Below are 25,832 nucleotides of genomic sequence, written 5' to 3' on the forward strand. Positions count from 1 at the left end.
CGGTCAGGCGCCTTGCCAGACCGGCGCGCGCTTTTCGAGGAAGGCGCGAACGCCCTCGTCAGCATCGGCGCTTTTGAGCGCCTTCACAACCGCGGGCAGTTTCATCGCCTGCGCCTCGGACGGGCTCAGATGGCCGGTGCGGTTCACCACCTGCTTGATCGCGCGCAGCGACAGCGGCGCGGAGGCGGCGATATCCTCGATCCAGCGCTCGGTGACGGCGTCGAGTTCGCCCTGCCCCGCCACCTCGTTGACGAGGCCGAAGCGCTCCATCGTGGCCGCGTCGATGCGCCGCCCGCCCAGCATCACCCCCATGGCGAGGTTGTGCGGGATCTTGCGCTGCAGCATCACCATGCCGCCATCGAGCGGCATCCGCCCCACCCGCGCCTCGGGCAGGCCGAACTTCGCGGTCTCGGCGGCCACCACGATGTCGGCCCCCAGCACCATCTCGAAGCCGCCGCCCAGCGCGTAGCCGTTGACGCGCGCGATCAGCGGCACGTCGAGCGAGCGGCGAAACGAGATGCCGCCAAAGCCGTTGGGGCGCGGCGCGGCCCAGTATTCGAGGCCCGAAAGCGACGAGTCCTTCATGTCGGCGCCGACCGAGAAGGCCTTCTCCCCGGCCCCGGTGAGGACCGCGACGGAGATGTCGTCGCGCTCCTCGATGTCGCACCAGATCCGCTCCAGCGCGGCCTCGGTCTTCTGGTCGATCGCGTTCATCACCTCGGGCCGGTCGATGGTGACCCGGGCGACGCGGTCGCGGACTTCGTAATGGACGCTCATGCCACCTGCGCCTTCTTCGGGGCGAGCCCGGAGAGGATCTCGCCATTGTGCTCGCCGAGCTGCGGCGGGCCCTGACGGACGCTGAGCGGCGCGGCCGACATGTCGATCGGGCTGCCGACGAGGCGGATCTTGCCCGCCGGCGTCTCGCCCGCCTCGATCACCATGTTGTTCACGATGGTCTGCTCGTCATCGAGCGCCTCCGCGAGCGTGCGCACCGGCGCGCAGAGGATGTCGACCTCCTCCAGCCGCTGCAGCCAGTGCTCGCGGCTGTTCTTGGCGAATTCGCGCTTGAAGATCGCCTGCAGCTCGGCGCGGTGCGCGGCCTGCGCGTCGAAGTCGCGGAAACGCTCTTCCTTCGACAGGTCCTCGATCCCGATCGCGGTGCAGATGTCGCGCAGCGGGTTTTCCTTGAACGCGCCGACCATGACGAAGGGCTCGGTCGTGGTCTCGAACACACCGGTGAGCGGGAACGCGCCCCAGTTCAGGTCGCGGCCACGCATCATGTGCGCCGCCGCCTCCTGCATCTGCATCGCCAGCATCGAGGAATAGAGGCTCACCGCCACCTGCTGGCCCTCGCCGGTCTTCTGGCGCTGCAGGATCGCCAGCAGCACGCCTTGGACGAGGTGCATGCCGGCGGTGTAGTCGCACAGCGCGGTCGAGAAAATCGCGCGCGGCAGCTCGGGGTCCGAGCGGCGTTCCATCACGCCGCTCATCGCCTGGGCGAGGATGTCCTGCCCGCCCTTGTGCTTGTTGGGACCTTCGAGGCCGAAGCCGGTGCCCACGGCGAAGATGATGCCGGGGTTGCGCTTCTTCAGGTCCTCGTAGCCCATCCCCATCCGCTCCATCACGCCGGGGCGGAAGTTGTTGACCACGACATCGGCGGTGTCGATCAGCTCGAGCACCTGGGCGCGGGCCTCCTCGGATTTGAGGTTGAGAGCCAAGCTCTTCTTGTTGCGATTGAGCGAGCAGAAGATCGGGTTGTTGAGCCCGTCCGGGTCGGCGCCCAGCGACCAGCGCGACAGGTCGCCGATCTTCTCCTTTTCGACCTTGATCACCTCGGCGCCGTAGTCGGCAAGCACCTGGGTGCAGGAGGGTCCGAGCATCACCTGGGTGAAATCGATCACCTTGATGCCATCGAGGGGGAGCGGTTGGGTCATTATTCTGCGGCCTCCATGACGAGGGCGTTGGACGAGGGCACGTCGCCGGGATCGGCACCCTGCGCGCGCATCTGTTTCTGGATCGCGGAGACGTCGGCCTCGCGCACGGTGACGCCGGCGTTGAGCGCGACGGTCGCGGCGACGCCCACGGCCTCGCCTTGCGCCATGCAGGGCGGGATCTCGCGGCTCTTCTTCTGGGCCTGCGGGGTGCAGGAGTAGTGGCGGCCAGCGACCAGCAGGTTGTCGACATCCTTGGGCACCAGCGCGCCGTAGGGGGTGTAGTAGTCGCGGCCCCGGCAGACGGTGTCGGCGAAGTGACGGCGCTTCATCACGTCGTCCTTGGTGACGACGTACTCACCTTCGAGCAGGCGGGTGGTGCGCACCCCGGTCTGCGGCGCGAAATCCACCACATGCGCCTTCTCGAAGCCCGGCAGGTTCTCGCGGGCGAAGGTCATGAGCTTCTCCATCCGCTTGCGGCCCTCGAACTCGGCCCCGGTGAGCCCCTCGACCGAGAGGCCGCTATATTGCGGCATGTGCGGGCAGTTGAGCCAGATCACGCCCGGCAGCGGCGTCTTGAGCCACCAGTAGTTCCAGCAGCCGCCGATGATCCGCTTGGCCTCGTGGTCGAGACGCTGGAATTCCTCCGGGTTGGCGTATTGCCAGGCCTCGGCCTTGTCGGTGTCGACATTGCCCCAGCGCGAGACGGTGGTGACGATGAAGCTCGCCTCCTGGAACTTGGCGCCCGCCGAGGCCGCGACGTCGAGATCGCCCGAGGCGTCGATGATCACGCCGCCCATGATCGCCTGGCGGCCTTCCTTGGTCTCGCAGATCACGCCCTTGGCGACGCCGTCCTCGACGATGGCCTCGGAGAACCAGCTGTGCAGCCGCAGCTTGACCTTGGCCTCCTCCATCAGGTCGTAGGAGACCTTCTTGTAGCCGTCGGGATCGAAGGCGGCGGCGAAGCAGACCGGGTGCGGCATCGACTGGGTGTGGAAGTCGAACATCCCCCAGCGCGAATACTTCTTCCAGTTCTCCTGGGTCTCGCGGCGGCCGGGCATCCGGTCCTCCTCGGGCGGCGTGTGGCACAGCCCGATGGCGCGCATCCGCTCGATCATCTCCATGCAGATGCCCTTCACCGTGATCTCGGTGTCGTTGTGCATGTCGTCGAGGAGCAGCACCATGCCGCCGGCGGCGAGGCCGCCGAGATAGGGGTAGCGCTCCAGCAGCGTGACCGAGGCACCGTTGCGGGCGGCGGAGACGGCGGCGGAGATCCCGGCGGGGCCACCGCCGACCACGACGACGTCGGAGCGGTCGACCACGGGCACGTCGCGCAGACTCTCCCTGATGGTTTTGTTCAACATCTTGATTCTCCTAAATATTCTATTGCGCGGCGTTCAGTGGACGTCCGAGGTCTTCCAGCGGATGAACTTGGCTTCGGCAAAGCTCACCAGGGCGAACATGACCACGGCCAGAAGGGCTGCGGTGAAGACGGTGGCGTAGAGCAGCGGCGAGCGGAAGTTGAAGGTCGCCTCGATGATCAGCGCGCCGAGCCCGAAGTTCGAGCCGATCCATTCCGCCACGATGGCGCCGATGACGCAGGTGGTGGAGGCGATCTTGAGCGCCGCGAAGAGGAAGGGCAGCGAGCTTTGCAGACGCACCTTCCAGAAGATTTCCCAGTTCGAGGCCGAGAGCACCCGCATCAGGTCGAGCGTGGCGGGCGAGACCGCCTTGAGGCCGCGCACCATGTTGACCAGCGTCGGGAAGAAGCAGATCAGGCCCGCGATGATGATCTTGGGGGCGAAGCCGTTGCCGAAGATCAGCACGAGAACGGGTGCCAGCGCGATGATCGGGATGGTGTTGATGAACACCGCGATCGGGAAGAAGGCGCGCTCGGCGGTGGTGTTGTGCACGAACCAGACCGCCAGCAGGATCGCCACGAGGTTGCCCGCGACGAAGCCCAGCGCCGCCTCGAAGAAGGTGGGCCAGAAGTTCAGCCACAGCGTCCCGGCATTGTCCTGGAAGGCACCGAGAACGGCGATCGGGCTCGGCGCCATGTATTCTGGCACCTCGAAGAACCACACCACGCCCTGCCACAAGAGCAGCAGGCCCGCGACGGCGGCGAGCGCGGGGCCGCGGTCGAGCACCGCGTCGAGCACCCGGCTCATGCGCGGCGCCGGTACAGGCATCGGGATTTGGCTTGCCTCGGCCATCTCAGCATTCCTCCAGCAGTTTGCGCAGATGCGCGGTGATCTGGACGAACTCCAGCGTGTCGCGATCCGCCAGCCGCCGCTCGGACGGCAGCTCGACCTTCATGAATTCCTTCACCCGCCCCGGATGGGCGGCGAGCATCAGCACGTATTGTCCGAGAAAGGCCGCCTCGGGGATCGAATGGGTGACGAAGAGGATCGTCGTTCCGGTCTCGCGCCAGATCCTGAGCACTTCCTCATTGAGCTTGTCGCGGGTGATCTCGTCGAGCGCGCCGAAGGGTTCGTCCATCAGCAGGATCTTGGGCTTGGTGACGAGCGCGCGGGCGATGGCGACGCGCTGGCGCATGCCGCCCGACAGCTCGTGCGGCAGCGCGTTCTCACGGCCCTTGAGCCCGACGAGTTCGAGGAGATCGCGCGGATCGGCATGGGCATCGCCGCCGCCGCCCACCTCGAGCGGAAGCTGCACGTTCTCCAGGGCGGTGCGCCACGGCAGCAGCGTCGCGTCCTGGAACACGTAGGAGAAGTTGCGGTCGCGCCGGGCGTCCCGGGGCGACTGCCCCTGCACATCGACCACCCCGGCGGCGGCCGGGACCAGATCGGCGATGGCGCGCATCAGCGTGGACTTGCCGCAGCCAGAAGGCCCGAGAATCGTCACGAAGGCGCCCTGCGGGATCTCCACCGAAACGTCCTTGAGCGCGACCACAGTGCCTTCGGCGAAGGTGACGTCGACATTCTCGACCCGGATCGCGCCCGGATCGGGCGTGGCAGCGGGATTCCCCGCTGCCGTATGAAGCTCTGCCGCGACCATCAGGAGACCTCTTTGCGCGCGTCGGCAGTCATTTCGAGGATCTTCAGCGTCATCACCTCGTCCACGGTCGGTGCGTCGCCGTCGAACTGGCCGAGATCGGCATAGGCCGCGATCTGCGTCTCCCAGTTTTCGTGGTTCATCGTGCCCCAGCCATTCTCGGCGGTGGCTTCGGTGAAGACGAAACCGAGCACCTGCTCGACCGCGCGCATCTCCGCCTCGCGGTCCATGTTCGGATAGGCCGCGATCAGCAGATCGACCGCCTCCTCGGGGTTCTCGCGTACATAGTGCCAGCCGCGCGCGGTGGCGCGGGTAAAGCCCGCGAGTGATTCCGCGTCGGTCTCGATGGTCTCGTCAGTCGCGTAGTAGACGGTGGCGTAGAGCTGGATGCCGGTGTCCCACAGCATCAGGTCGACCCGCTCCTCGCCGAGCACGTCGAGCGCCGCGATGTTGGTCAGCCAGCCGGTCACGGCCGCGGCCTGCCCGGTCATCAGCTGGTTCATGTCCGAGCCCATGTTGACGATCTCGACATCATCTTCGGAGATGTCGTTGGCCGCCAGCAGCGCCTTCAAGAGGATATGCGCGGTGGGCTGGGTGGCGATGGTCTTGCCGACCATGTCCTTGGGCTCGCGGATCGGGTTGTCGGGCAGCGAGAAATAGGTGAAGGGGTGCTTCTGGTATCCGGCCGCGAAGGCCTTGATCGGGATGCCCGCGGCGCGGGCCAGCATCACCGAGGGGCTCGACGAGATCTGGCCCACCTCGGAGCGCCCGGCCGCGACCGAGCCGACGCCGTCCACGTTCGGACCGCCCGGCGTGATCTTCAGCTCCAGCCCCTCTTCCTCGTAGAAGCCCTTGGCCTGCGCCACGACCTCGCCCAGGAGACCGTTGGAGGCGAGCCAGCCAAGCTGCATATCCACCGTCCTCAGCCCGGCTGCCGAGGCAGGGCCGACGCCGATGACGGCCGGCAGGCCGGTTGCAGCGGCCATGCCCCCGGCATATTGCAAGAACCGGCGCTTGGTGAGTTTGGTGTTCGGCATCGTGACGTCTCCCTGTTTTCGATCACCGGCATCCCTCCCGACGCCGACCATCGAGCGGGATGATGCGGGGCTCGCGCGTTCCAATAAAGAACAAACTTTGCGCCACCGCGATCTAATTTCGGCAATCTAAGGAATCCGCCGAGTTGCAGGTCAGCACCATCGGAACGGCAGGCCGCATGGCTCCGGAAATCACTCACGGATTCTCCCCCGGCTCGCAGGAAGGACAGATTTCAGGTCATGGCCGCCGCCATCACCGTGGCGCTTGCTGCCCTCTGACATCGATCTCGGAGCGATGGCCGGGGATGGATGCTTGCCAATTAGCGATCGGTGCAGCTGCCCCGAGGTCTTATACTGGAGTTGCACCGCGAGGGGCACCCGTCACCGGCGCAGCGGTGAATAGTCTGGAACCGGCCAGTCGGGCGCCGTTCGGGCACCGTCTCCCAATCAAGCCCTCGCCCGACCCAACCGTCTACCAGGAAGAAAGCCCGGCGGACTCATACTAGGTCCAACTGGCCTGCATCGGTGTGTCCGAGACGGTCTCAGGTCACCCGCGCCCGCCAGTCGGGTGGGCGTCCCCGCCCCTCTCAGGATCGCATCAGGCCGAAGCGAGCTGCACGAGCGCAGCGCGGTGTTGCAGATGAAGCAGTTCGTCGTGCGGCAGCCGTCAGGGACAGGTCTCATCGTGCCGACTTTCGATGCGGCCGATCCGTTCTGAACCCTGTCAGGCGGATGTCCTGCGACCCTTCTGCTCTCAGACGAGAACGAAATCGTCCAGGGAGAGGCTGCTGGCATCCATCCCTTTGAACTTGAGGGTCTGACCCTTAATGACGACCTCGGCATGATCATAGTCGCCGTCGCGAACTGCATCGAAGATCGACTCTCGAACCAATTCGGGGGCCAGGCCGTGGAGTTCGATGACGTCGATCCCGGCCTCGAAATCACGGATCGTCTCGACCTCCCCCGCCCGCAATCTCTTGAACACGAACACGTCGCCCCCCTGTCCTCCCGACACCGTGTCATTGCCGATGCCGCCGAGGATCCGGTCCGCGCCGCGACCTCCGTGCAGGTGATCGTCATCGTTCCCTCCCCGAAGGAGGTCGTTCCCTCTTCCCCCATTCAGAGTGTCGTCCCCATTGCCTCCCTGCAGGCGGTCACCGCCACGTCCGCCGCCGAGAATATCGGCCGAACGGCCACCGAACATCTCGTCGCGCCCATGGCCGCCATGCAGACGGTCCTGTCCGGAGGAGCCTCGCATGACGTCCGCTCCCTTGCCGCCGTTCAGGACATCGTTCCCGAGACCGCCGTTCAGCCTGTCCGCCCCCACGCCCCCATGCAACTCATCCGCGCCATGGCCACCGCGCAACCTGTCGGCGCCGACATGTCCGCGGAGCTCGTCATCGCCCCGATTTCCGAACAGGACGTCCCTGCCGCGACCGCCGCCCAGCCAATCCGATTCACGGCCACCGAAAAGCTGATCCTGGCCGGCCTTGCCTCGCAACAGGTCCGTGCCCCATGACCCCAGGATGACATCGGCGCCACGACCGCCATTCAGCGTGTCATGTCCCGCGCCCCCCAGCAGCCGGTCATCGCCGGTGCCCCCCTTGAGGCTGTCGTCGCCATCATTGCCATGGGCATGGTCGTCTCCCCGACCGGCGGCGATACGGTCATCGCCCGCCCCGCCGCAGAGCAGGTCGTCGCCCGCGCGACCGAAGATCGTATCGTCGCCGCCCAGAGCGTCGACTTCATTCCCCTCGAAATTGCCGACAACATGATCGGCGTATTCAGTGACGGCAAAGTCGAACACGTCGGCGACATTGATGGTCAGGTCGCGACCGAAGCTCAGCCCATCGGTATCGGTCGCGGTCAGGTGGAGTTCGACGCTCGGTTCGACCTCGTAATCGAGCATCACCCCGGGCTTCAGCCGCAGCTGGCCGGATGCCACCTCGAAGCGAGCATCCGAAACCGTGAAATCATGGCGTGAACCGTCATCGACATCGGCCACCGTGATCCGGCCGACCACGGCGCCGGCCGCGTTCTCCTCCACGCCGAGAGTGCTGACGTCCAACCACGTCGGGGCCTCGTTGATGTCGGCCACGGCGATGTCGAAGCGGCGCACGGCGCTGGAGCCGTCCGAGGAGGTCGCGGTGACGGTCAGCGCGACGCTCGGCTCGGTCTCGGCGTCGAAGCTGGCGCCGGCGGCGATCCGCACCGTGCCGTCGGCGGCGATGGCGAAGCGCGCGTCGTCCACCGCGTAGCGCACCGTGGCGGTGGCGTCGGCATCCTCGGCGCGGGCCTCGATCCCGACCAGCGTGCCCGTGGCCGCGGTCTCGTCGATCCGGTCCGGGGTGGCGCCGTCGGCGTCGCTGATCGCGCCGATGGCGTGCTCGTTGATGTCGGCCACGGCGATGTCGAAGCGCCGCACGGCGCTGGAGCCGTCCGAGGAGGTCGCGGTGACGGTCAGCGCGACGCTCGGCTCGGTCTCGGCGTCGAAGCTGGCGCCGGCGGCGATCCGCACCGTGCCGTCGGCGGCGATGGCGAAGCGCGCGTCGTCCACCGCGTAGCTCACCGTGGCGGTGGCGTCGGCATCCTCGGCGCGGGCCTCGATCCCGACCAGCGTGCCCGTGGCCGCGGTCTCGTCGATCCGGTCCGGGGTGGCGCCGTCGGCGTCACTGATCGCGCCGATGGCGTGCTCGTTGATGTCGGCCACGGCGATGTCGAAGCGGCGCACGGCGCTGGAGCCGTCCGAGGAGGTCGCGGTGACGGTCAGCGCGACGCTCGGCTCGGTCTCGGCGTCGAAGCTGGCACCGGCGGCGACCCGCACCGTGCCGTCGGCGGCGATGGCGAAGCGCGCGTCGTCCACCGCGTAGCTCACCGTGGCGGTGGCGTCGGCATCCTCGGCACGGGCCTCGATCCCGACCAGCGTGCCCGCCCCCGCGGTCTCGTCGATCCGGTCGAGGGTGGCGCCGTCGGCGTCACTGACCGCGCCGATGGCGTGCTCGTTGATGTCGGCCACGGCGATGTCGAAGCGGCGCACGGCGCTGGAGCCGTCCGAGGAGGTCGCGGTGACGGTCAGCGCGACGCTCGGCTCGGTCTCGGCGTCGAAGCTGGCACCGGCGGCGACCCGCACCGTGCCGTCGGCGGCGATGGCGAAGCGCGCGTCGTCCACCGCGTAGCTCACCGTGGCGGTGGCGTCGGCATCCTCGGCGCGGGCCTGGATCCCGACCAGCGTGCCCGCGCCCGCGGTCTCGTCGATCCGGTCGAGGGTGGCACCGTCGGCGTCACTGACCGCGCCGATGGCGTGCTCGTTGATGTCGGCCACGGCGATGTCGAAGCGCCGCACGGCGCTGGAGCCGTCCGAGGAGGTCGCGGTGACGGTCAGCGCGACGCTCGGCTCGGTCTCGGCGTCGAAGCTGGCGCCGGCGGCGATCCGCACCGTGCCGTCGGCGGCGATGGCGAAGCGCGCGTCGTCCACCGCGTAGCGCACCGTGGCGGTGGCGTCGGCATCCTCGGCGCGGGCCTCGATCCCGACCAGCGTGCCCGCCCCCGCGGTCTCGTCGATCCGGTCGAGGGTGGCGCCGTCGGCGTCACTGATCGCGCCGATGGCGTGCTCGTTCGCATCGAGCACATGAACGTCGACCGAGCGGTCCTGATACAGCCCTTGGTCGTCGGTGGCGCGAACCGTGAGCCGTTGCACCCCGGCGGTCTCGCGATCCAATGTGGCGCCAGCCTTCACGCGGATCTCGTCACCGACGAGTTCGAAATTGCCGGCGATGACGGCGTTGCCGCTTCCGTCGACCAGCGAGAGCGTCACGCTGTCGCCGGTGTCGGGGTCCTGTGCCACCAGTTTCGCGGCCACCGTGCCCGCGGCGGCATCCTCGGCCACGCCCATGGCGCTGTGGTAGTTGATGGCGTGAATGTAGTAGTCGCTGCTGTTGTTCGTGATGTTGCCTTGGTCGCCGTAGGGGGTGGCGCTGAACACGATCTGGTCGAAAGCGACGCCAGGGTCGATCTGAAGCACCGTACCCTGATGGTGCGCGGGCGAGGCAAAATCGCTGCTCCCGACCTGGGCACCATTCATGTAAAGGACGTAATGTCCGACTTCGTAGCTGCCATTCTCGCTGCTCCAAAGCGCCGCGATGCCGACTTCGGCGCTGGCGACCGCAGTATCGAACGAGACGATGATTTCCTCGGAGAGCAGGCGACCGGCATCGTAACCCAGCTGATTGGCGGGTGCGCCCGAACCGGTCGAGCCCAGGACGCCGAGGCCGTGGTTGCTATGTGTGACCAGAGCCGTGGACGGTGCGCTCAGCTCACCGCTGTCGGTGATCTGGCGCGCGGAAACGGTGTAGCCTGCGCCTGAAGCGGCAAAATTGCTGCTGTCGATCCGGCCGCTGCCCTGAACGACGCCTATGACCGGCGCTTCGTTCACATCGTCGACGGTCAGATTGAAGACATGGGCGGACGTCGTGGAATCCGACGACGTCGCCGTCACTGTGAGGGAGATGCTGGGCTCGGTCTCGTGATCGAAGTGGGCCCCGTCGGCGACCCGGACCGTGCCATCGGCATCCACCGTGAAGCGATCATTATCGGTGGCATAGGTCACCGTGTCCGCAGCATCGGGGTCCGTGGCCGAAACCTTCACGCCCACCGTGGAGCCGACATGGGCAGTCTCGTTCAGGCGGTCATCCGCGCCGTCACTGTCGGTAATGGGTCCGATGGGATTCATGGCACCTCGCGGCGTAGCTGGACACGGATATCGTTAAGAACCAGCAAATCATTTTCAGGGGGCGACAATGTGCGGAGATTGCGGCGTGACACCTGTGTGTCCGCCAATGACGCAGCGTCGGATTGCGAGGTGCCGTCGGCCCCGAGGGTCATCTCCGGTCTGGCCAAGCCAAGCTCGGTTCCGGTAGGCCGCCCCGGGCATGTCGGGGGCTTCAACTCCTGAGCTAGGCGGAGCATGGGCGCGACGATCAACGATTGCGCGCCTGAAATGCGCGAGCGTGTGGTTCTGGGCAATGAAGCGCAGCATGGGTGCCGATGGGCGGCCCTCCTGTCGATCACGAACTGGATCGGCTGCACCCCGCAGACTTTGAACGAGCATGTCAGGAGGACGGAATCCGATAGCGGCACGCGCGCGGGCATGCCGTCCGAGATGGCCAAAAAGATGAGGGCGCTGGAACGAGAAAACCGTGAACCCTGTCAGGGCCACGGTTTCTCGCGGAATGTTTCCGGGTCGATAACGCCACCCGAACCTATCGGGTGACGCGATCGACATTGCGCAGGCAGAGTTCGACAGCCGCCTGCCCTACCCACCTGGATCCCCGGCCGTCGGGAACCGAAGCTTCCATCACCCTCTGATGATCCTGCAGGACCGAAGATTGAAGGCTTCCGGGCCAAGGAGCACGCAGCTGCACTTGGCCCGAGTTCAATTAGCGCACGACCTCCTCGCGGAAGGCCTTCGAGAAGGATGCCAGGATCGGGTCGAAGGCGTATCGGAGCGGCGTATGGTGACCGGTCTCGACGAAGACATCGGCTGGCATGCCGGCCCGAATTTCCGCGCCCCCGATAGCCGCGGCGATATCCTCATCGGACACTTTCACCCGCAGCGGGTAGTAATCCGTCCCGGAGGCCTCATCCTCGATCGCGTCGGACCCGACCGTGAGAACCACGCCTTCCATGGGAAGCGCATGGCGCATGAGGAAAGACGGGAACTGCACGCTCGCGCTCATCCCCGGCATGACGTTGTCGACGTCCCGGGGGTCGAGCCGCGCTTCGACGATCAGGTCTTCGTCGAGGGGCGTCAAGGTGAGGATCGGCTCGCCGGGGCGGACCACGCCCCCCACGGTCTTGGCGTTGAGCGTGAGCACCGTGCCGTCGATCGGTGAAAGGATCTCGGTCCGCGAGAGAATGTCCGAAGTCGCGTTGAGGGCTTCTTCGACCTGCGCGACCTCGGCATTGACCTCGGCCAACCGCTCCGAGACTTCGTTGAGAAGCTCGGTGTCGAGTGCGGTCTTCGAGATTTCGATCTCCTCGGACTTCATTGCAGCGCGCGCCATCGAGGCGCGAAGCGCTTCCGCCTCGGAGGAAAGCTCGGCGCGCTTGCGCGCGAGGGCATTTACCTCGGATTCCCGCAAGAGGCCCTGGTCGAAGAGGGCCTGCTTGGTCTTGAGTTCACGTTCGAGAAGCACGACCTGTTCGTCCAGACCGGCCGCCTGCAGCGCCATCGAGCGGGTTTCCTCGACGACCTGAGCGAGCTGGCGGTCATAGATCTCGAGCTGTTCGGCCCGGCGCTCGCGCCGCAGCGCGAAGGTCTCGCGTTCGTTCGCGACGTATTCGAGGAATGCCTGATCCGTACTCGCATTCTCATCGACAGGTGGCACGAATACCTCCGCTCCCTGAGCTTCGGCCGTGAGCCTCGCGCGAAGGACTTCGAGCCGCGCGAGCTTGCGGAATTGCGACCGCTGGTCTGCCCGGGCGAGAGCCTCGTCGAGAACCAGCAGAGGGGCTCCCTTTTCGACCACGTCCCCTTCCCGCACCCGGATTTCAGACACGATGCCGCCCTCGAGGTGCGAAATCGTGCGTGACGCGCCGTCGGGGCTGACCTTTCCGGGGGCGATGGCGGCCGAGGCGAGCGGGGTGAGCGCCGCCCATGTCCCCACGCCGCCAAAGCCTGCCGCGATCACGGCGAGCCCCGCTATCACCATGCCACGAATTTCCGTGCCGATACCCGCAGTCTTCATGGCACTCATCCCTCCTCTCCTGCACCCGTATCAACACGGTTGGTCAGCCGGAGCGGGCCGTTATCCGCTCCGGCCTGAGTGCGACCCGGAGATGCTGGGACCGGGGGCACTGTTCGCTTGTTCTTCTTCTCAGCCGCTTCGCGCATCGCGCGCTTCAGCTCGGCGCGCAGGTCGCGCTTCACTGTCATGGTCGGAGCTTTCGCGGCCTGAGGCGAACTCGCCTCGACGCCCTGCGTCGCGGCGGCCGCCTTGGTCATGGACGGGTTCTCGGCGTTGGCTCCATCCTCTTGTGCCGGGCCGGGAACGGTCGTGTCCGGCTGCGTCTCTGCCTCGGGCTGCGGCGCCTCGGCGACCCCGGCGGCCTTGCGGATGCTTTCGGAGACCGGCGTGAAGATCTCGCGCAGGAACTCGTCACGCGTGCGCGTCTTGGCAATCGTTCCGGCGTTCATCGACACGACCAGATCGACATCCGTGAGCGCGGTCGTCTTGTGGCTGACGATGACGATGGTCGCGCCCTCCTTGCGCAGGGTGCGGATCGCCTGCTGCAGGCTTTCGTCGCCGGACGCGTCGAGATTGGCATTGGGTTCATCGAGAACCAGCAGCTTCGGATCGCCATAGATCGCGCGGGCGAGCCCGATGCGCTGCGCCTGCCCGCCCGAGAGGTTGAGCCCGCCGGGCCCGACCTGCGTCTCGTAGCCCTCCGGCAGACCATTGACGAGATCGTGGCACCCCGCGAGGCTGGCGGCCTTCATCACCTTGGCCGGATCGGGCTCCTGGAAGCGGGCGATGTTCTCGGCCACCGTTCCGTCGAAGAGTTCGACCTTCTGGCCGAGATAGCCCATCTGCCGCGCCAGCTCGGGTCGGTTCCAGTTCGACACCTCCGCGCCGTCGATCCGGATCGAGCCTGCCGAGGGTTCGATCGCGCCGATCAGCATCTTGCACAGCGTCGACTTCCCCGAGCCCGAGGGGCCGACGATGGCGACGATGGTGGCCTCGGGAATGGTGAGCGTCACGCCGCGAAGCACCGGACGCAGGGCCCCCGGCAGGCGCAGGCCGATCTCGCTGAACTCCACCCTGCCCCGGAGCGGCGGCTGCTGCATCCGCTCCTCGTCGGCGGGAGCCCCGGCCAGGATCTGGTGGATCCTGGCATGCGCCTGCCGGGCGGCGACGAAGCTGCGCCATGCCCCGAGCGCCTGCTCGGCCGGAGCCAGCGCGCGGCCGAGGATGATCGAGGCGGCGATCATGCCGCCCGACGTCATCTCGCCGAGCATGGCGAAATAGGCGCCGAGGCCAAGTACGGCGATCTGCGCGGTGATGCGCAGGAATTTCGAGAAGGCGGCCATCCGCGCGGTATATGTGGCCACCCGATGCTGCGCGGTGCCGGCCAAGCCGCTATCGGCCCGGAACTTCGCGAGCACGCCGGGCAGCATGTCGAGCGCGTGGATCGTCTCGGCGTTCTGGACCGCGAGATCGGCCGTCTGGGTCGCACGGCGCTGGAAGCCGCCCACGCCTTCGAGCCGTCGCCGCACCACGAAGTCGTTGAGGGCGGCGAGCGCGAAGAGGCAGATGGCGGTCGCGAGCGCCACGATCCCCAGAACGGGATGTATCAGCGCGATGGCACAGAGAAAGAGCGGCATCCAGGGCGCGTCGAAGATCGGCAGGATCGCCGAGGATCCGACGAATTGCCGCACCTGCGCGAGGTCGGACATCGCCCCGAGCTCGCGACCGCCGCGCGCCCGGGCGGTCTGCACGGTGGCGCGGAGCAGGTCGGGCTGGACGACCTCGTCCCACCACGTGGCGATTTTCGCGAGGATGCCGCCACGGACGGCATCGAGCATGGCGAACATGGCCAGCGCGCCAATCACGGCCATGGTCAGGAAGAACAGCGTCTCGAGATGACGGGACTGCATCACGCGATCGAAGATCTGCTGCATGTAGATCGGCGAGACGAGCGCGCTGAGATTCACGAAGAAGGAAAAGAAGCCGACCCAGAAGAAGGCCGGACGCGCGGCCTTTCCGACATTGAGCGCGGGGTAGAGCTTCTGCTGTTGGGCGATGGTTTTACGGTTCATGGGAGACATCCTTGCCGTCGATCCGCAAAGGCGTGTGTCCAGCGTCGGGATGAGGGGGCGCCCCTCGCATGGAGGGGCGCCCCGGGCATCACCGGGCGGGAACGTCGCGCCTTCTTAGCCGGCGACTCCGCCGTCGTTGTCCGACAGCTCGTTGGGCGACAGGAAGTCCGGGATATTCGCGCCGCCATCGTCGGTATAGGCGGTATGTGTCTCGGCTCCCCCCTCTCCCAGGATCTCGATGTCGAAGCTCCCCGGCGTGGTTGCGGTGCCATCGGTGACACCGAAGGTGCCCGCCAACTCCATGGCGTCGCCATTGCCCAAGAGATCCTGAAGGACCGACGCGACTTCCGAAGCTATCGTGAAGCTCCCGTCAGGATCGACGGTGATCACGCCCGCGCCGATCAGGGTTTCGATCGGGATCTGAAGGTCGATGCTGCCGTCACCGACAGTCTCCTCCCCGGTGATGTCGGAAAGCTTGATGAAAGCGTTTCCGTTCATCGTTACCTTCTCGATACCCCCGACCGTTTCCTTTGCGAGAGTGACCGTGTCTCCATCCAGATCCGACGCGCCGCCTTCCTCGATCAGGTTGAACATGACCGGCGGATTGAGCGCCGCTTCGCCCAAGTTGTTGAGCTCGATCGGCGACACCGTCGGCGCGTCGTTCTCCCCGTTGATCGTGATCGTGAAGCTGGATTCTCCGACAGAGTTGGCCTGAACCTGACCATCATTCGCCTCGACCTTGATCTCGATCGCAAGGCTGCTGCCGGCGTTGAGGAACTCCACATCCGCTGAGGGCAGCTCGAAGGACCAGTTTCCGTCGCTGACGCCCTTGAAGGCTCCTGTATCGATGATTTTCTTGAGAAGGGCGTTCTTCTCGTCGTCCTCCATCTGTTCGCCGTTCGGGGTGAGCCCGGTAACAGTGAACTTGAAGTCAATCTTGTCCCCGTCGTCGACATCGCTGGCGGTCACCAGCCCCTTTGCCTGGACGATACCCGGAGCGCTGCCCTCGTCCACCACCACGTCAGCCACCGGCTTGACCACGGGGCGATCGTTGGACCCGATCACCGTGAAGGTGAGATTGGCGTCGGCAGTACCACCGTTTCCGTCCGACACGGTGAAGATGAAGGTCTCCTCCGCCGGCTGGTTGTGCCCCAGCGCATTGAGCGCGCCGTACTCCGAGTGTCCATTCTGGTAGAGACTATAAGTATATTTGCCGTTGGCCGCGATCATGAGCGCGCCGTACGTACCCGCGATCGTGGTCTCAGCTGAGGTCACATTTAGGGAGATGCCATCCTTCTTGATGCCACTGACAAAGAGCTGATCCCCGTCATCGACATCCGAAGCTGAGGCGTCCACCAGTGCGTATCCGGTCACCTCGACTTCTTGCTGACCCATATCGTCAGTGCCCACCGGGCCAACGCCGCCGTCCTCGTAGACATTGCCATTGTCCTGCACCGACGCGTTGGCGCCCGCATCGACATTGGTCTTGTCACCCACCGTGATGTCGGAGACCACCGGGGCGTCGTTGGTGCCCTGGATGGTGATCGTGACGTCCTTGGTTTGCTTCACGGGCCCAAGATCATCAAACCCGACCGTTACCTCGACCTCGAAGGTCAGGGTAAGGGACCCGCCCGCCGGGAGCGCATCGAGATTGACCCCGCTGGGCGCCTCGTAATCGAAGCTGAGACTGACGGTTTTACCTGCGCCGTTCGTCACCAGCCCGGTATCTTTGAATTTCAAGTTCTCCCAATTGGTCAGGATCGCGAGATCTTCGTCCGATATCACATTGGCAGGAACGCCCGGACCATCGGGACCCTCATAGCTGGCCGATCCCGCTTTGCGCTGAACCAAAGTCGAAATCTCGTCGTTCTGGTCGACGTCGTCAACGGTGATGGAGCCCGAGGCAGTGATCAACTGGGCCGAGGCAACGTCCGCCTCCTGCACGTCCCCTGGATTGACGACGGTGAGTACCGCCTTGTCATCGGACCCGAAGATTTCGAGCGTAACCGTCTCGGTCACGAACTTCTCATCCGTCGGATGTCCATCCCTGATCGTGACCACGTAATCGAGCGTGATCTTGTCTCCCTCGCCAAGGAAATCGAGCGCACTGTCATTAACCTTGAAGGTATAGGTAACAAGCGCGACCGTGGCCCCTGGATCGGCTGTCTGGATACTCAAGTTCTGGATTTGGACGAACTCGGAAATGTCCGGGGCCTTGGCCCCATCATTCGCAGGGAGGAAGACCGTCTTGACCGGCTCTGATCCGATGGACACCAAGTCCGTGCGAATGCCGTCGCCATCTTGGGCGAAGGAGTCGATGTCCCGGACATGGAAGGACCCGCTGGTCGAAAGGCTTATCCCCTCCGGATTTGCGCCTCCCTCACGGACCTCCTGGAAAGCTTGGGGAAAGGATCTTCCATACTCGGCGTAGTCAGGATCGGTAGACCGGATGACCTCAGGCGCGTCGTTCTCGGGCGTGATGTTGACCGTCGCCTTAACGACTTCAGATACTCCACCCTTTCCGTCGACGACCTTGTACGTGAAGCTGAACGATGCTCCGGATGTGTTGTCGTTGACATTCGCCTTCGGCGTGAGAGTGAAGGTACCGTCCGGGCGCAGTTCGAAGTTCTCAACGAAGTCCTCACTCGGTCCGCTGGTAAGCACTACCTCCAGATCGTCGCCGTCGACATCCGTGTCGTTCCCGAGAACATTCCCGAAAACGGTGGTGTCTTCCTTACCCGTAAAGGTTTCCCCAGTCGCCACCGGCGCGTCGTTGGTGCCGGTGATGGTGATGGTCACGGTCTGGACCGCGGTGCCGCCATCATTTTCGTCATCGACGGTGATGTCGTAGGACTGGATCAGCTTCTGGCCCTGCGCGAGGCTGTCGAGCACGCCGTCGGCCACCGCAAAGCTCCAGCCGACCGAGCCGCTGCTGATGGCGCTGGTGTCGAGGCTGAACTCGCCGAGATACTCCGTCCCCTGGGCCACGACGCCCGCGGTGTGGGTGTCGGTGAGATCGACATCGGTGAAGACCACCGCCCCCTTGGCCGTGTGGAGGGCCGTGTTCTCGTCCGTCGCCTTGTCCGCGCGCTCGGTCACGCCGCCCGACACCGTCGAGGCGGCCGCGTCGATCACCGGCGCGTCGTTGGTGCCGGTGATGGTGATGGTCACGGTCTGGACCGCGGTGCCGCCATCATTTTCGTCATCGACGGTGATGTCGTAGGACTGGATCAGCTTCTGGCCCTGCGCGAGGCTGTCGAGCACGCCGTCGGCCACCGCAAAGCTCCAGCCGACCGAGCCGCTGCTGATGGGCGCTGGTGTCGAGGCTGAACTCGCCGAGATACTCCGTCCCCTGGGCCACGACGCCCGCGGTGTGGGTGTCGGTGAGATCGACATCGGTGAAGACCACCGCCCCCTTGGCCGTGTGGAGGGCCGTGTTCTCGTCCGTCGCCTTGTCCGCGCGCTCGGTCACGCCGCCCGACACCGTCGAGGCGGCCGCGTCGATCACCGGCGCGTCGTTGGTGCCGGTGATGGTGATGGTCACGGTCTGGACCGCGGTGCCGCCATCATTTTCGTCATCGACGGTGATGTCGTAGGACTGGATCAGCTTCTGGCCCTGCGCGAGGCTGTCGAGCACGCCGTCGGCCACCGCGAAGCTCCAGCCGACCGAGCCGCTGCTGATGGCGCTGGTGTCGAGGCTGAACTCGCCGAGATACTCCGTCCCCTGGGCCACGACGCCCGCGGTGTGGGTGTCGGTGAGATCGACATCGGTGAAGACCACCGCCCCCTTGGCCGTGTGGAGGGCCGTGTTCTCGTCCGTCGCCTTGTCCGCGCGCTCGGTCACGCCGCCCGACACCGTCGAGGCGGCCGCGTCGATCACCGGCGCGTCGTTGGTGCCGGTGATGGTGATGGTCACGGTCTGGACCGCGGTGCCGCCATCATTTTCGTCATCGACGGTGATGTCGTAGGACTGGATCAGCTTCTGGCCCTGCGCGAGGCTGTCGAGCACGCCGTCGGCCACCGCAAAGCTCCAGCCGACCGAGCCGCTGCTGATGGCGCTGGTGTCGAGGCTGAACTCGCCGAGATACTCCGTCCCCTGGGCCACGACGCCCGCGTGTGGGTGTCGGTGAGATCGACATCGGTGAAGACCACCGCCCCCTTGGCCGTGTGGAGGGCCGTGTTCTCGTCCGTCGCCTTGTCCGCGCGCTCGGTCACGCCGCCCGACACCGTCGAGGCGGCCGCGTCGATCACCGGCGCGTCGTTGGTGCCGGTGATGGTGATGGTCACGGTCTGGACCGCGGTGCCGCCATCATTTTCGTCATCAACGGTGATGTCGTAGGACTGGATCAGCTTCTGGCCCTGCGCGAGGCTGTCGAGCACGCCGTCGGCCACCGCAAAGCTCCAGCCGACCGAGCCGCTGCTGATGGCGCTGGTGTCGAGGCTGAACTCGCCGAGATACTCCGTCCCCTGGGCCACGACGCCCGCGGTGTGGGTGTCGGTGAGATCGACATCGGTGAAGACCACCGCCCCCTTGGCCGTGTGGAGGGCCGTGTTCTCGTCCGTCGCCTTGTCCGCGCGCTCGGTCACGCCGCCCGACACCGTCGAGGCGGCCGCGTCGATCACCGGCGCGTCGTTGGTGCCGGTGATGGTGATGGTCACGGTCTGGACCGCGGTGCCGCCATCATTTTCGTCATCAACGGTGATGTCGTAGGACTGGATCAGCTTCTGGCCCTGCGCGAGGCTGTCGAGCACGCCGTCGGCCACCGCGAAGCTCCAGCCGACCGAGCCGCTGCTGATGGCGCTGGTGTCGAGGCTGAACTCGCCGAGATACTCCGTCCCCTGGGCCACGACGCCCGCGGTGTGGGTGTCGGTGAGATCGACATCGGTGAAGACCACCGCCCCCTTGGCCGTGTGGAGGGCCGTGTTCTCGTCCGTCGCCTTGTCCGCGCGCTCGGTCACGCCGCCCGACACCGTCGAGGCGGCCGCGTCGATCACCGGCGCGTCGTTGGTGCCGGTGATGGTGATGGTCACGGTCTGGACCGCGGTGCCGCCATCATTTTCGTCATCAACGGTGATGTCGTAGGACTGGATCAGCTTCTGGCCCTGCGCGAGGCTGTCGAGCACGCCGTCGGCCACCGCGAAGCTCCAGCCGACCGAGCCGCTGCTGATGGCGCTGGTGTCGAGGCTGAACTCGCCGAGATACTCCGTCCCCTGGGCCACGACGCCCGCGGTGTGTGGGTGTCGGTGAGATCGACATCGGTGAAGACCACCGCCCCCTTGGCCGTGTGGAGGGCCGTGTTCTCGTCCGTCGCCTTGTCCGCGCGCTCGGTCACGCCGCCCGACACCGTCGAGGCGGCCGCGTCGATCACCGGCGCGTCGTTGGTGCCGGTGATGGTGATGGTCACGGTCTGGACCGCGGTGCCGCCATCATTTTCGTCATCGACGGTGATGTCGTAGGACTGGATCAGCTTCTGGCCCTGCGCGAGGCTGTCGAGCACGCCGTCGGCCACCGCAAAGCTCCAGCCGACCGAGCCGCTGCTGATGGCGCTGGTGTCGAGGCTGAACTCGCCGAGATACTCCGTCCCCTGGGCCACGACGCCCGCGGTGTGGGTGTCGGTGAGATCGACATCGGTGAAGACCACCGCCCCCTTGGCCGTGTGGAGGGCCGTGTTCTCGTCCGTCGCCTTGTCCGCGCGCTCGGTCACGCCGCCCGACACCGTCGAGGCGGCCGCGTCGATCACCGGCGCGTCGTTGGTGCCGGTGATGGTGATGGTCACGGTCTGGACCGCGGTGCCGCCATCATTTTCGTCATCGACGGTGATGTCGTAGGACTGGATCAGCTTCTGGCCCTGCGCGAGGCTGTCGAGCACGCCGTCGGCCACCGCAAAGCTCCAGCCGACCGAGCCGCTGCTGATGGCGCTGGTGTCGAGGCTGAACTCGCCGAGATACTCCGTCCCCTGGGCCACGACGCCCGCGGTGTGGGTGTCGGTGAGATCGACATCGGTGAAGACCACCGCCCCCTTGGCCGTGTGGAGGGCCGTGTTCTCGTCCGTCGCCTTGTCCGCGCGCTCGGTCACGCCGCCCGACACCGTCGAGGCGGCCGCGTCGATCACCGGCGCGTCGTTGGTGCCGGTGATGGTGATGGTCACGGTCTGGACCGCGGTGCCGCCATCATTTTCGTCATCAACGGTGATGTCGTAGGACTGGATCAGCTTCTGGCCCTGCGCGAGGCTGTCGAGCGCGCCGTCGGCCACCGCGAAGCTCCAGCCGACCGAGCCGCTGCTGATGGCGCTGGTGTCGAGGCTGAACTCGCCGAGATACTCCGTCCCCTGGGCCACGACGCCCGCGGTGTGGGTGTCGGTGAGATCGACATCGGTGAAGACCACCGCCCCCTTGGCCGTGTGGAGGGCCGTGTTCTCGTCCGTCGCCTTGTCCGCGCGCTCGGTCACGCCGCCCGACACCGTCGAGGCGGCCGCGTCGATCACCGGCGCGTCGTTGGTGCCGGTGATGGTGATGGTCACGGTCTGGACCGCGGTGCCGCCATCATTTTCGTCATCAACGGTGATGTCGTAGGACTGGATCAGCTTCTGGCCCTGCGCGAGGCTGTCGAGCACGCCGTCGGCCACCGCAAAGCTCCAGCCGACCGAGCCGCTGCTGATGGCGCTGGTGTCGAGGCTGAACTCGCCGAGATACTCCGTCCCCTGGGCCACGACGCCCGCGGTGTGGGTGTCGGTGAGATCGACATCGGTGAAGACCACCGCCCCCTTGGCCGTGTGGAGGGCCGTGTTCTCGTCCGTCGCCTTGTCCGCGCGCTCGGTCACGCCGCCCGACACCGTCGAGGCGGCCGCGTCGATCACCGGCGCGTCGTTGGTGCCGGTGATGGTGATGGTCACGGTCTGGACCGCGGTGCCGCCATCATTTTCGTCATCAACGGTGATGTCGTAGGACTGGATCAGCTTCTGGCCCTGCGCGAGGCTGTCGAGCACGCCGTCGGCCACCGCAAAGCTCCAGCCGACCGAGCCGCTGCTGATGGCGCTGGTGTCGAGGCTGAACTCGCCGAGATACTCCGTCCCCTGGGCCACGACGCCCGCGGTGTGGGTGTCGGTGAGATCGACATCGGTGAAGACCACCGCCCCCTTGGCCGTGTGGAGGGCCGTGTTCTCGTCCGTCGCCTTGTCCGCGCGCTCGGTCACGCCGCCCGACACCGTCGAGGCGGCCGCGTCGATCACCGGCGCGTCGTTGGTGCCGGTGATGGTGATGGTCACGGTCTGGACCGCGGTGCCGCCATCATTTTCGTCATCAACGGTGATGTCGTAGGACTGGATCAGCTTCTGGCCCTGCGCGAGGCTGTCGAGCACGCCGTCGGCCACCGCGAAGCTCCAGCCGACCGAGCCGCTGCTGATGGCGCTGGTGTCGAGGCTGAACTCGCCGAGATACTCCGTCCCCTGGGCCACGACGCCCGCGGTGTGGGTGTCGGTGAGATCGACATCGGTGAAGACCACCGCCCCCTTGGCCGTGTGGAGGGCCGTGTTCTCGTCCGTCGCCTTGTCCGCGCGCTCGGTCACGCCGCCCGACACCGTCGAGGCGGCCGCGTCGATCACCGGCGCGTCGTTGGTGCCGGTGATGGTGATGGTCACGGTCTGGACCGCGGTGCCGCCATCATTTTCGTCATCAACGGTGATGTCGTAGGACTGGATCAGCTTCTGGCCCTGCGCGAGGCTGTCGAGCGCGCCGTCGGCCACCGCAAAGCTCCAGCCGACCGAGCCGCTGCTGATGGCGCTGGTGTCGAGGCTGAACTCGCCGAGATACTCCGTCCCCTGGGCCACGACGCCCGCGGTGTGGGTGTCGGTGAGATCGACATCGGTGAAGACCACCGCCCCCTTGGCCGTGTGGAGGGCCGTGTTCTCGTCCGTCGCCTTGTCCGCGCGCTCGGTCACGCCGCCCGACACCGTCGAGGCGGCCGCGTCGATCACCGGCGCGTCGTTGGTGCCGGTGATGGTGATGGTGATCTGGGCATCGTCGCCATTGATCCCATAGGTGAAGATATCGATACCCTCGATACCTTCGGCAAGCGAGTCGGCCTTGTTGGCTGTGTATTTAGCCGTACCTTTCTCGGCATCGATGACCAGCGTGCCGTATTTCCCCTCTACGGTGAAAGTCTGCGAGGACCCATCCACGGGAGTGCCGCCGAAGCTTGCGGCAATGATCTTCGGCATGAGGGCGCCGAGAAAGTCGTCGTTCGAGACCAGATTCAGTTCAACTTCACGGTCTTGCTGTACATCAGCAGAGTCGTCCCGAGCGATACCCTCGGCCTCGTCAGTGGGCTCAACTTTGACCCGGAACATGGAATCCCCGCCAGAGGAGCCATCCTTGAACTGGAAAAATTCGACATCATAGGCTTTGACCGTGTGCGTCCCTTTCGTCGCCTCGACGCCGATCTGCTTTCCTTCGGCGTCCTCGAGAAGCGTGAATTTCCAGTCCTCGGCCTTACCTTCGAGCTGGACCACGTCGGTGCCGCCACGGCCGTTGACGATGTCGTGGCCGCCGAGCAGGCGGAAGATGTTGCCGGCAGAGTCGCCGAGAAGGACGTCGTTGCCGGTCGAGTCGATGACATTCTCGAAACCGCCCACGATATCGACATCGCCGCCGCCCACGGCCGCGAAACGGTTCGCTAGATCGATGAACACGCCGCTGTCCGAACCATTCAGATAGGAGTAATCGATCGTGTCGATGCCCGCGCCACCGATCACGATATCGATGGAGGTGGTGCCGATGACCCTATCGTCGCCGCCCTTGGCTGAAACGATGTTGATCAGGTTGGTCGACTCACCCCTGAGATGCTCAGGGCTCTCATCACCGCGGTATACGCCGAGAGAAAAACCCGCATTGCTCGGGGCTGCGATCGACGGCGCAGTGACTTCGGTAAGCTCACTTCCTTGCTCACGGATCTCCTTGATGCGCGCACTAAGGCTTTCGAAGAAAGTCTTGAGATCAACAGGAAGGTCAACAGAAGCGCTGGACGGGAAGATTTTGGACGAGAACGGCATTTGAACAACTCCGAAAAATGCTTTGGCACTGCAATACCCATAACCGCCCCAGTGCGGCCACAGTCTCGCCACACTCGCTCGGAAATCGTTAACTGGCGCCACCCAAACGGGTAGGCTTTCGCATAAATACTGTGGAAAAGCGAAAAGCCAGATCCGCCGAAAATGGCATTTTTTGGACAATTTCTCTAATTTTACGCGGCTGTATATGAGACAGCATCAATCGCGGTTTTTATCGACCATGTTGAGACCCGCAGCGTCGATGGCCCTTCCCCGACTCTCTCGGTCGCCCCTCTCAACGACGACCTGGTATCGAATTGCGTAGCATCGCGCTGCCAACAAGCGCAGTAGCCCATACGGGCATATTCACGATGTTCGCCGCCGTTTCCCGTCCGCCAAAAATTGTGGACGATGCTCCAAGACCGAATACGGCGCCCCAGCGTGGCTGGCGGTGTCCTGGCTAAGCTACTCGCCAGTACAAGAGTGCAGTATTGAAGCGTGGCGACTGTCGTAGCGGGCTACGATGCAAGTGAGCGACGGGCTCTAAAGCGAGGCGTTCCGCGGTGCGGCGTCACCACGTTGCCCCTCGCTCGTGATGGCGCAGCTCCACTCACCGTGGCAATGAGGGCCGCGGAGAGATCCCTAACCCTGAAAGGTTAAGGTCATGTCGAGAGCGTCATCTGCCCCAGTTCCCACCCTTCGCCGGAACGAATCGAGCAACTCAGGGAGGACTTGCCGTGGCTATGCGGCGCCGATGCTCCTTTGGGCCCAGACCACAGACGGACCGCATAAACCATATAATTTATTTTATAACAGTGACTTACAAGAGGTCCTCAGCCTAGAATCCACTGCCTGCATATGGAGCGCGTGCCCCTGAGAGGTCATTTTGCGTGGAATCTCGATCTACTTAGAGTAGTCTATATATATAGTTGATTCGGATTATCGTTTTTCACTTATAGAGTTTGTTGTGCAGCATTCTTCGTTTGCGGCGCCCGAAGTTGCGCCGCCTTTCCCCCCTACGACCTCCCCCTACCTCCAAGCCCCCAACCAGCGCGAACGTTGGACCTTCGTCCTCGATCCCGAGGCTCGGATCATCAGCGAATGTCGCCAGGATCTCTCCGCCCTGTCGAGCCTGTTTGTGATCGGGAGCGATGGACACCTCGTAGCGATAGAAGCTCGGGTGGACGCAGAATTGCGTGGTATCCTCCGAGCGCTCGACGGACAGAAGGCATCCCGGTCGCTTCTGGTGGTACGCGCGCCGGCAACTGGCGATCTGTTTCGCCTTGAGATTACGGCATTAGCCCAAAGAGGCAGCGAAAACCGGCTCCTTGCCACTTTGCATATCGAGGCACTGGAGGGTCAGGGACTCCTCCACTCCGAACTCAAGGCCGCATACGGTCTCAGCCAGGCGGAATTACGCGTCGCCGATCGCCTTCACGAGGGACTTGCTCCAAAGGAAATCGCGGCCGCCCATAACGTCAGCGAGAATACCGTGAAATTCACGCTCAAATCGTTGTTCTCGAAAACCGGGGTTCGACGCCAAGCGGAACTCGCCTTGCTGCTCGCATGGTTCGCCTCCTGATGGGCGTTGTTGCAGAGCTCAGACTTGAGCCACACTTGCCCCTTTCCCCAATGAGGTCATGCCACGCGAACGATTTCGGCGGCGCCAAGAGCTGAGAAGCGGTTCATGAGTGCGATGCGGATGTGGGCTTCGGCGGTCTGGCGGTCGGGGTCTCTCGCGGCGATGCGCTCTCCGAACGCCTTCAGACAGCGCATCTTTGCCTCGACACAGCTTCGCAGGTGGTAGCCGGTCCACCGCTTCCAGAAGGCGCGTCCGAAGTGCCGTGTGGCCCGGAGGATGTCGTTGCGGGCCACGGCTGCCGGTCCATCCTCTTTCCATAGTCGTCCGTTCTTGCGGATCGGAATGACCGCCGTGGCCTGGCGCTCGATGATCGCGGTGTGGCAGCGACGCGTGTCGTAGGCTCAGGAC

The 25,832-nt window shown here is 65.4% G+C and carries 14 protein-coding genes and 2 pseudogenes; 2 read left to right on the forward strand and 14 right to left on the reverse strand.

Translation table 11 applies throughout. The annotated features are described in order from the left end of the window. Positions 1 to 3: 3 nt before the first annotated feature. From ACRAQ3_RS08925 to ACRAQ3_RS08955, 7 genes are all read right to left on the reverse strand, one after another. Positions 4 to 777 (reverse strand): enoyl-CoA hydratase-related protein, encoded by a 774-nt coding sequence (locus ACRAQ3_RS08925; RefSeq protein WP_269397106.1) that lies wholly within the window; start codon positions 775 to 777, stop codon positions 4 to 6. Beyond that, the gene (locus tag ACRAQ3_RS08930) at positions 774 to 1,934 is read right to left on the reverse strand and encodes a CaiB/BaiF CoA transferase family protein (protein ID WP_432254374.1); all 1,161 of its coding nucleotides are present in this window, start codon (positions 1,932 to 1,934) and stop codon (positions 774 to 776) included. Before ACRAQ3_RS08930 ends, ACRAQ3_RS08925 begins: the two co-directional genes overlap by 4 nt. Then, complete coding sequence (locus tag ACRAQ3_RS08935; protein WP_432254375.1) at positions 1,934 to 3,295, reverse strand: FAD-dependent oxidoreductase; 1,362 nt, start codon at positions 3,293 to 3,295, stop codon at positions 1,934 to 1,936. The genes ACRAQ3_RS08930 and ACRAQ3_RS08935 overlap by 1 nt, the downstream gene beginning before the upstream one ends. Before the next feature lie 33 nt (positions 3,296 to 3,328). After that, positions 3,329 to 4,144, reverse strand: a complete 816-nt coding sequence (locus ACRAQ3_RS08940; RefSeq protein WP_269397103.1) for an ABC transporter permease — start codon at positions 4,142 to 4,144, stop codon at positions 3,329 to 3,331. 1 nt (position 4,145) lies between these two features. Next, positions 4,146 to 4,949, reverse strand: coding sequence for an ABC transporter ATP-binding protein (locus ACRAQ3_RS08945; protein ID WP_269397102.1), 804 nt, complete (start codon positions 4,947 to 4,949; stop codon positions 4,146 to 4,148). Further along, positions 4,949 to 5,983: an ABC transporter substrate-binding protein gene (locus tag ACRAQ3_RS08950; protein WP_432254376.1), complete on the reverse strand. Its 1,035-nt coding sequence runs from the start codon at positions 5,981 to 5,983 to the stop codon at positions 4,949 to 4,951. Before ACRAQ3_RS08950 ends, ACRAQ3_RS08945 begins: the two co-directional genes overlap by 1 nt. A gap of 751 nt (positions 5,984 to 6,734) precedes the next feature. Continuing rightward, a complete protein-coding gene (locus ACRAQ3_RS08955; protein WP_432254377.1) occupies positions 6,735 to 10,709 on the reverse strand; it encodes a hypothetical protein in 3,975 nt (1,324 codons plus the stop codon). Between the two features lie 234 nt (positions 10,710 to 10,943). On the opposite strand from ACRAQ3_RS08955, the gene ACRAQ3_RS08960 reads away from it, so the two are divergent. Further along, entirely contained in the window at positions 10,944 to 11,249 is a 306-nt protein-coding gene (locus tag ACRAQ3_RS08960) for a hypothetical protein (protein WP_432254378.1), read from the forward strand. Positions 11,250 to 11,415: 166 nt separating this feature from the next. Here ACRAQ3_RS08960 and ACRAQ3_RS08965 read toward each other — a convergent pair whose 3' ends face one another. The 6 genes and pseudogenes from ACRAQ3_RS08965 to ACRAQ3_RS08990 all read right to left on the reverse strand — a co-directional run bounded on the left by ACRAQ3_RS08965 (position 11,416) and on the right by ACRAQ3_RS08990 (position 23,548). Continuing rightward, on the reverse strand, positions 11,416 to 12,726 hold the full coding sequence (locus ACRAQ3_RS08965; RefSeq protein ID WP_432254379.1) for an HlyD family type I secretion periplasmic adaptor subunit: 1,311 nt from the start codon (positions 12,724 to 12,726) through the stop codon (positions 11,416 to 11,418). Between the two features lie 5 nt (positions 12,727 to 12,731). Next, complete coding sequence (locus ACRAQ3_RS08970; RefSeq protein ID WP_432254380.1) at positions 12,732 to 14,798, reverse strand: type I secretion system permease/ATPase; 2,067 nt, start codon at positions 14,796 to 14,798, stop codon at positions 12,732 to 12,734. A gap of 114 nt (positions 14,799 to 14,912) precedes the next feature. Beyond that, positions 14,913 to 18,074, reverse strand: coding sequence for a VCBS domain-containing protein (locus ACRAQ3_RS08975; protein ID WP_432254381.1), 3,162 nt, complete (start codon positions 18,072 to 18,074; stop codon positions 14,913 to 14,915). Then, positions 18,001 to 18,903, reverse strand: coding sequence for a VCBS domain-containing protein (locus ACRAQ3_RS08980; protein ID WP_432254382.1), 903 nt, complete (start codon positions 18,901 to 18,903; stop codon positions 18,001 to 18,003). Before ACRAQ3_RS08980 ends, ACRAQ3_RS08975 begins: the two co-directional genes overlap by 74 nt. A gap of 140 nt (positions 18,904 to 19,043) precedes the next feature. Further along, positions 19,044 to 19,967: pseudogene (locus ACRAQ3_RS08985) on the reverse strand (VCBS domain-containing protein); the annotation flags it as partial. Beyond that, positions 19,889 to 23,548, reverse strand: coding sequence for a beta strand repeat-containing protein (locus ACRAQ3_RS08990; protein WP_432254383.1), 3,660 nt, complete (start codon positions 23,546 to 23,548; stop codon positions 19,889 to 19,891). The pseudogene ACRAQ3_RS08985 and the gene ACRAQ3_RS08990, both read right to left, overlap by 79 nt. A 1,261-nt stretch (positions 23,549 to 24,809) precedes the next feature. Here ACRAQ3_RS08990 and ACRAQ3_RS08995 point away from each other — a divergent pair. After that, positions 24,810 to 25,424 carry a helix-turn-helix transcriptional regulator gene (locus ACRAQ3_RS08995; RefSeq protein WP_432254384.1) on the forward strand — a complete coding sequence of 205 codons (615 nt, stop codon included), beginning with the start codon at positions 24,810 to 24,812 and terminating at the stop codon, positions 25,422 to 25,424. Between the two features lie 56 nt (positions 25,425 to 25,480). Here ACRAQ3_RS08995 and ACRAQ3_RS09000 read toward each other — a convergent pair. Continuing rightward, positions 25,481 to 25,825, reverse strand: a pseudogene (locus tag ACRAQ3_RS09000) (transposase); the annotation flags it as partial. Between the last annotated feature and the right edge of the window lie 7 nt (positions 25,826 to 25,832).

Source organism: Limimaricola sp. AA108-03 (assembly GCF_050847355.1).
Classification (GTDB): Bacteria; Pseudomonadota; Alphaproteobacteria; order Rhodobacterales; family Rhodobacteraceae; genus Limimaricola.

Bases quoted from the DNA above. Each gene is read 5' to 3' on its own strand.
- ACRAQ3_RS08925 (WP_269397106.1), bottom strand. From the start codon at position 777: ATGAGCGTCCATTACGAAGTCCGCGACCGCGTCGCCCGGGTCACCATC.
- ACRAQ3_RS08930 (WP_432254374.1), bottom strand. From the start codon at position 1,934: ATGACCCAACCGCTCCCCCTCGATGGCATCAAGGTGATCGATTTCACC.
- ACRAQ3_RS08935 (WP_432254375.1), bottom strand. From the start codon at position 3,295: ATGTTGAACAAAACCATCAGGGAGAGTCTGCGCGACGTGCCCGTGGTC.
- ACRAQ3_RS08940 (WP_269397103.1), bottom strand. From the start codon at position 4,144: ATGGCCGAGGCAAGCCAAATCCCGATGCCTGTACCGGCGCCGCGCATG.
- ACRAQ3_RS08945 (WP_269397102.1), bottom strand. From the start codon at position 4,949: ATGGTCGCGGCAGAGCTTCATACGGCAGCGGGGAATCCCGCTGCCACG.
- ACRAQ3_RS08950 (WP_432254376.1), bottom strand. From the start codon at position 5,983: ATGCCGAACACCAAACTCACCAAGCGCCGGTTCTTGCAATATGCCGGG.
- ACRAQ3_RS08955 (WP_432254377.1), bottom strand. From the start codon at position 10,709: ATGAATCCCATCGGACCCATTACCGACAGTGACGGCGCGGATGACCGC.
- ACRAQ3_RS08960 (WP_432254378.1), top strand. From the start codon at position 10,944: ATGGGCGCGACGATCAACGATTGCGCGCCTGAAATGCGCGAGCGTGTG.
- ACRAQ3_RS08965 (WP_432254379.1), bottom strand. From the start codon at position 12,726: ATGAAGACTGCGGGTATCGGCACGGAAATTCGTGGCATGGTGATAGCG.
- ACRAQ3_RS08970 (WP_432254380.1), bottom strand. From the start codon at position 14,798: ATGAACCGTAAAACCATCGCCCAACAGCAGAAGCTCTACCCCGCGCTC.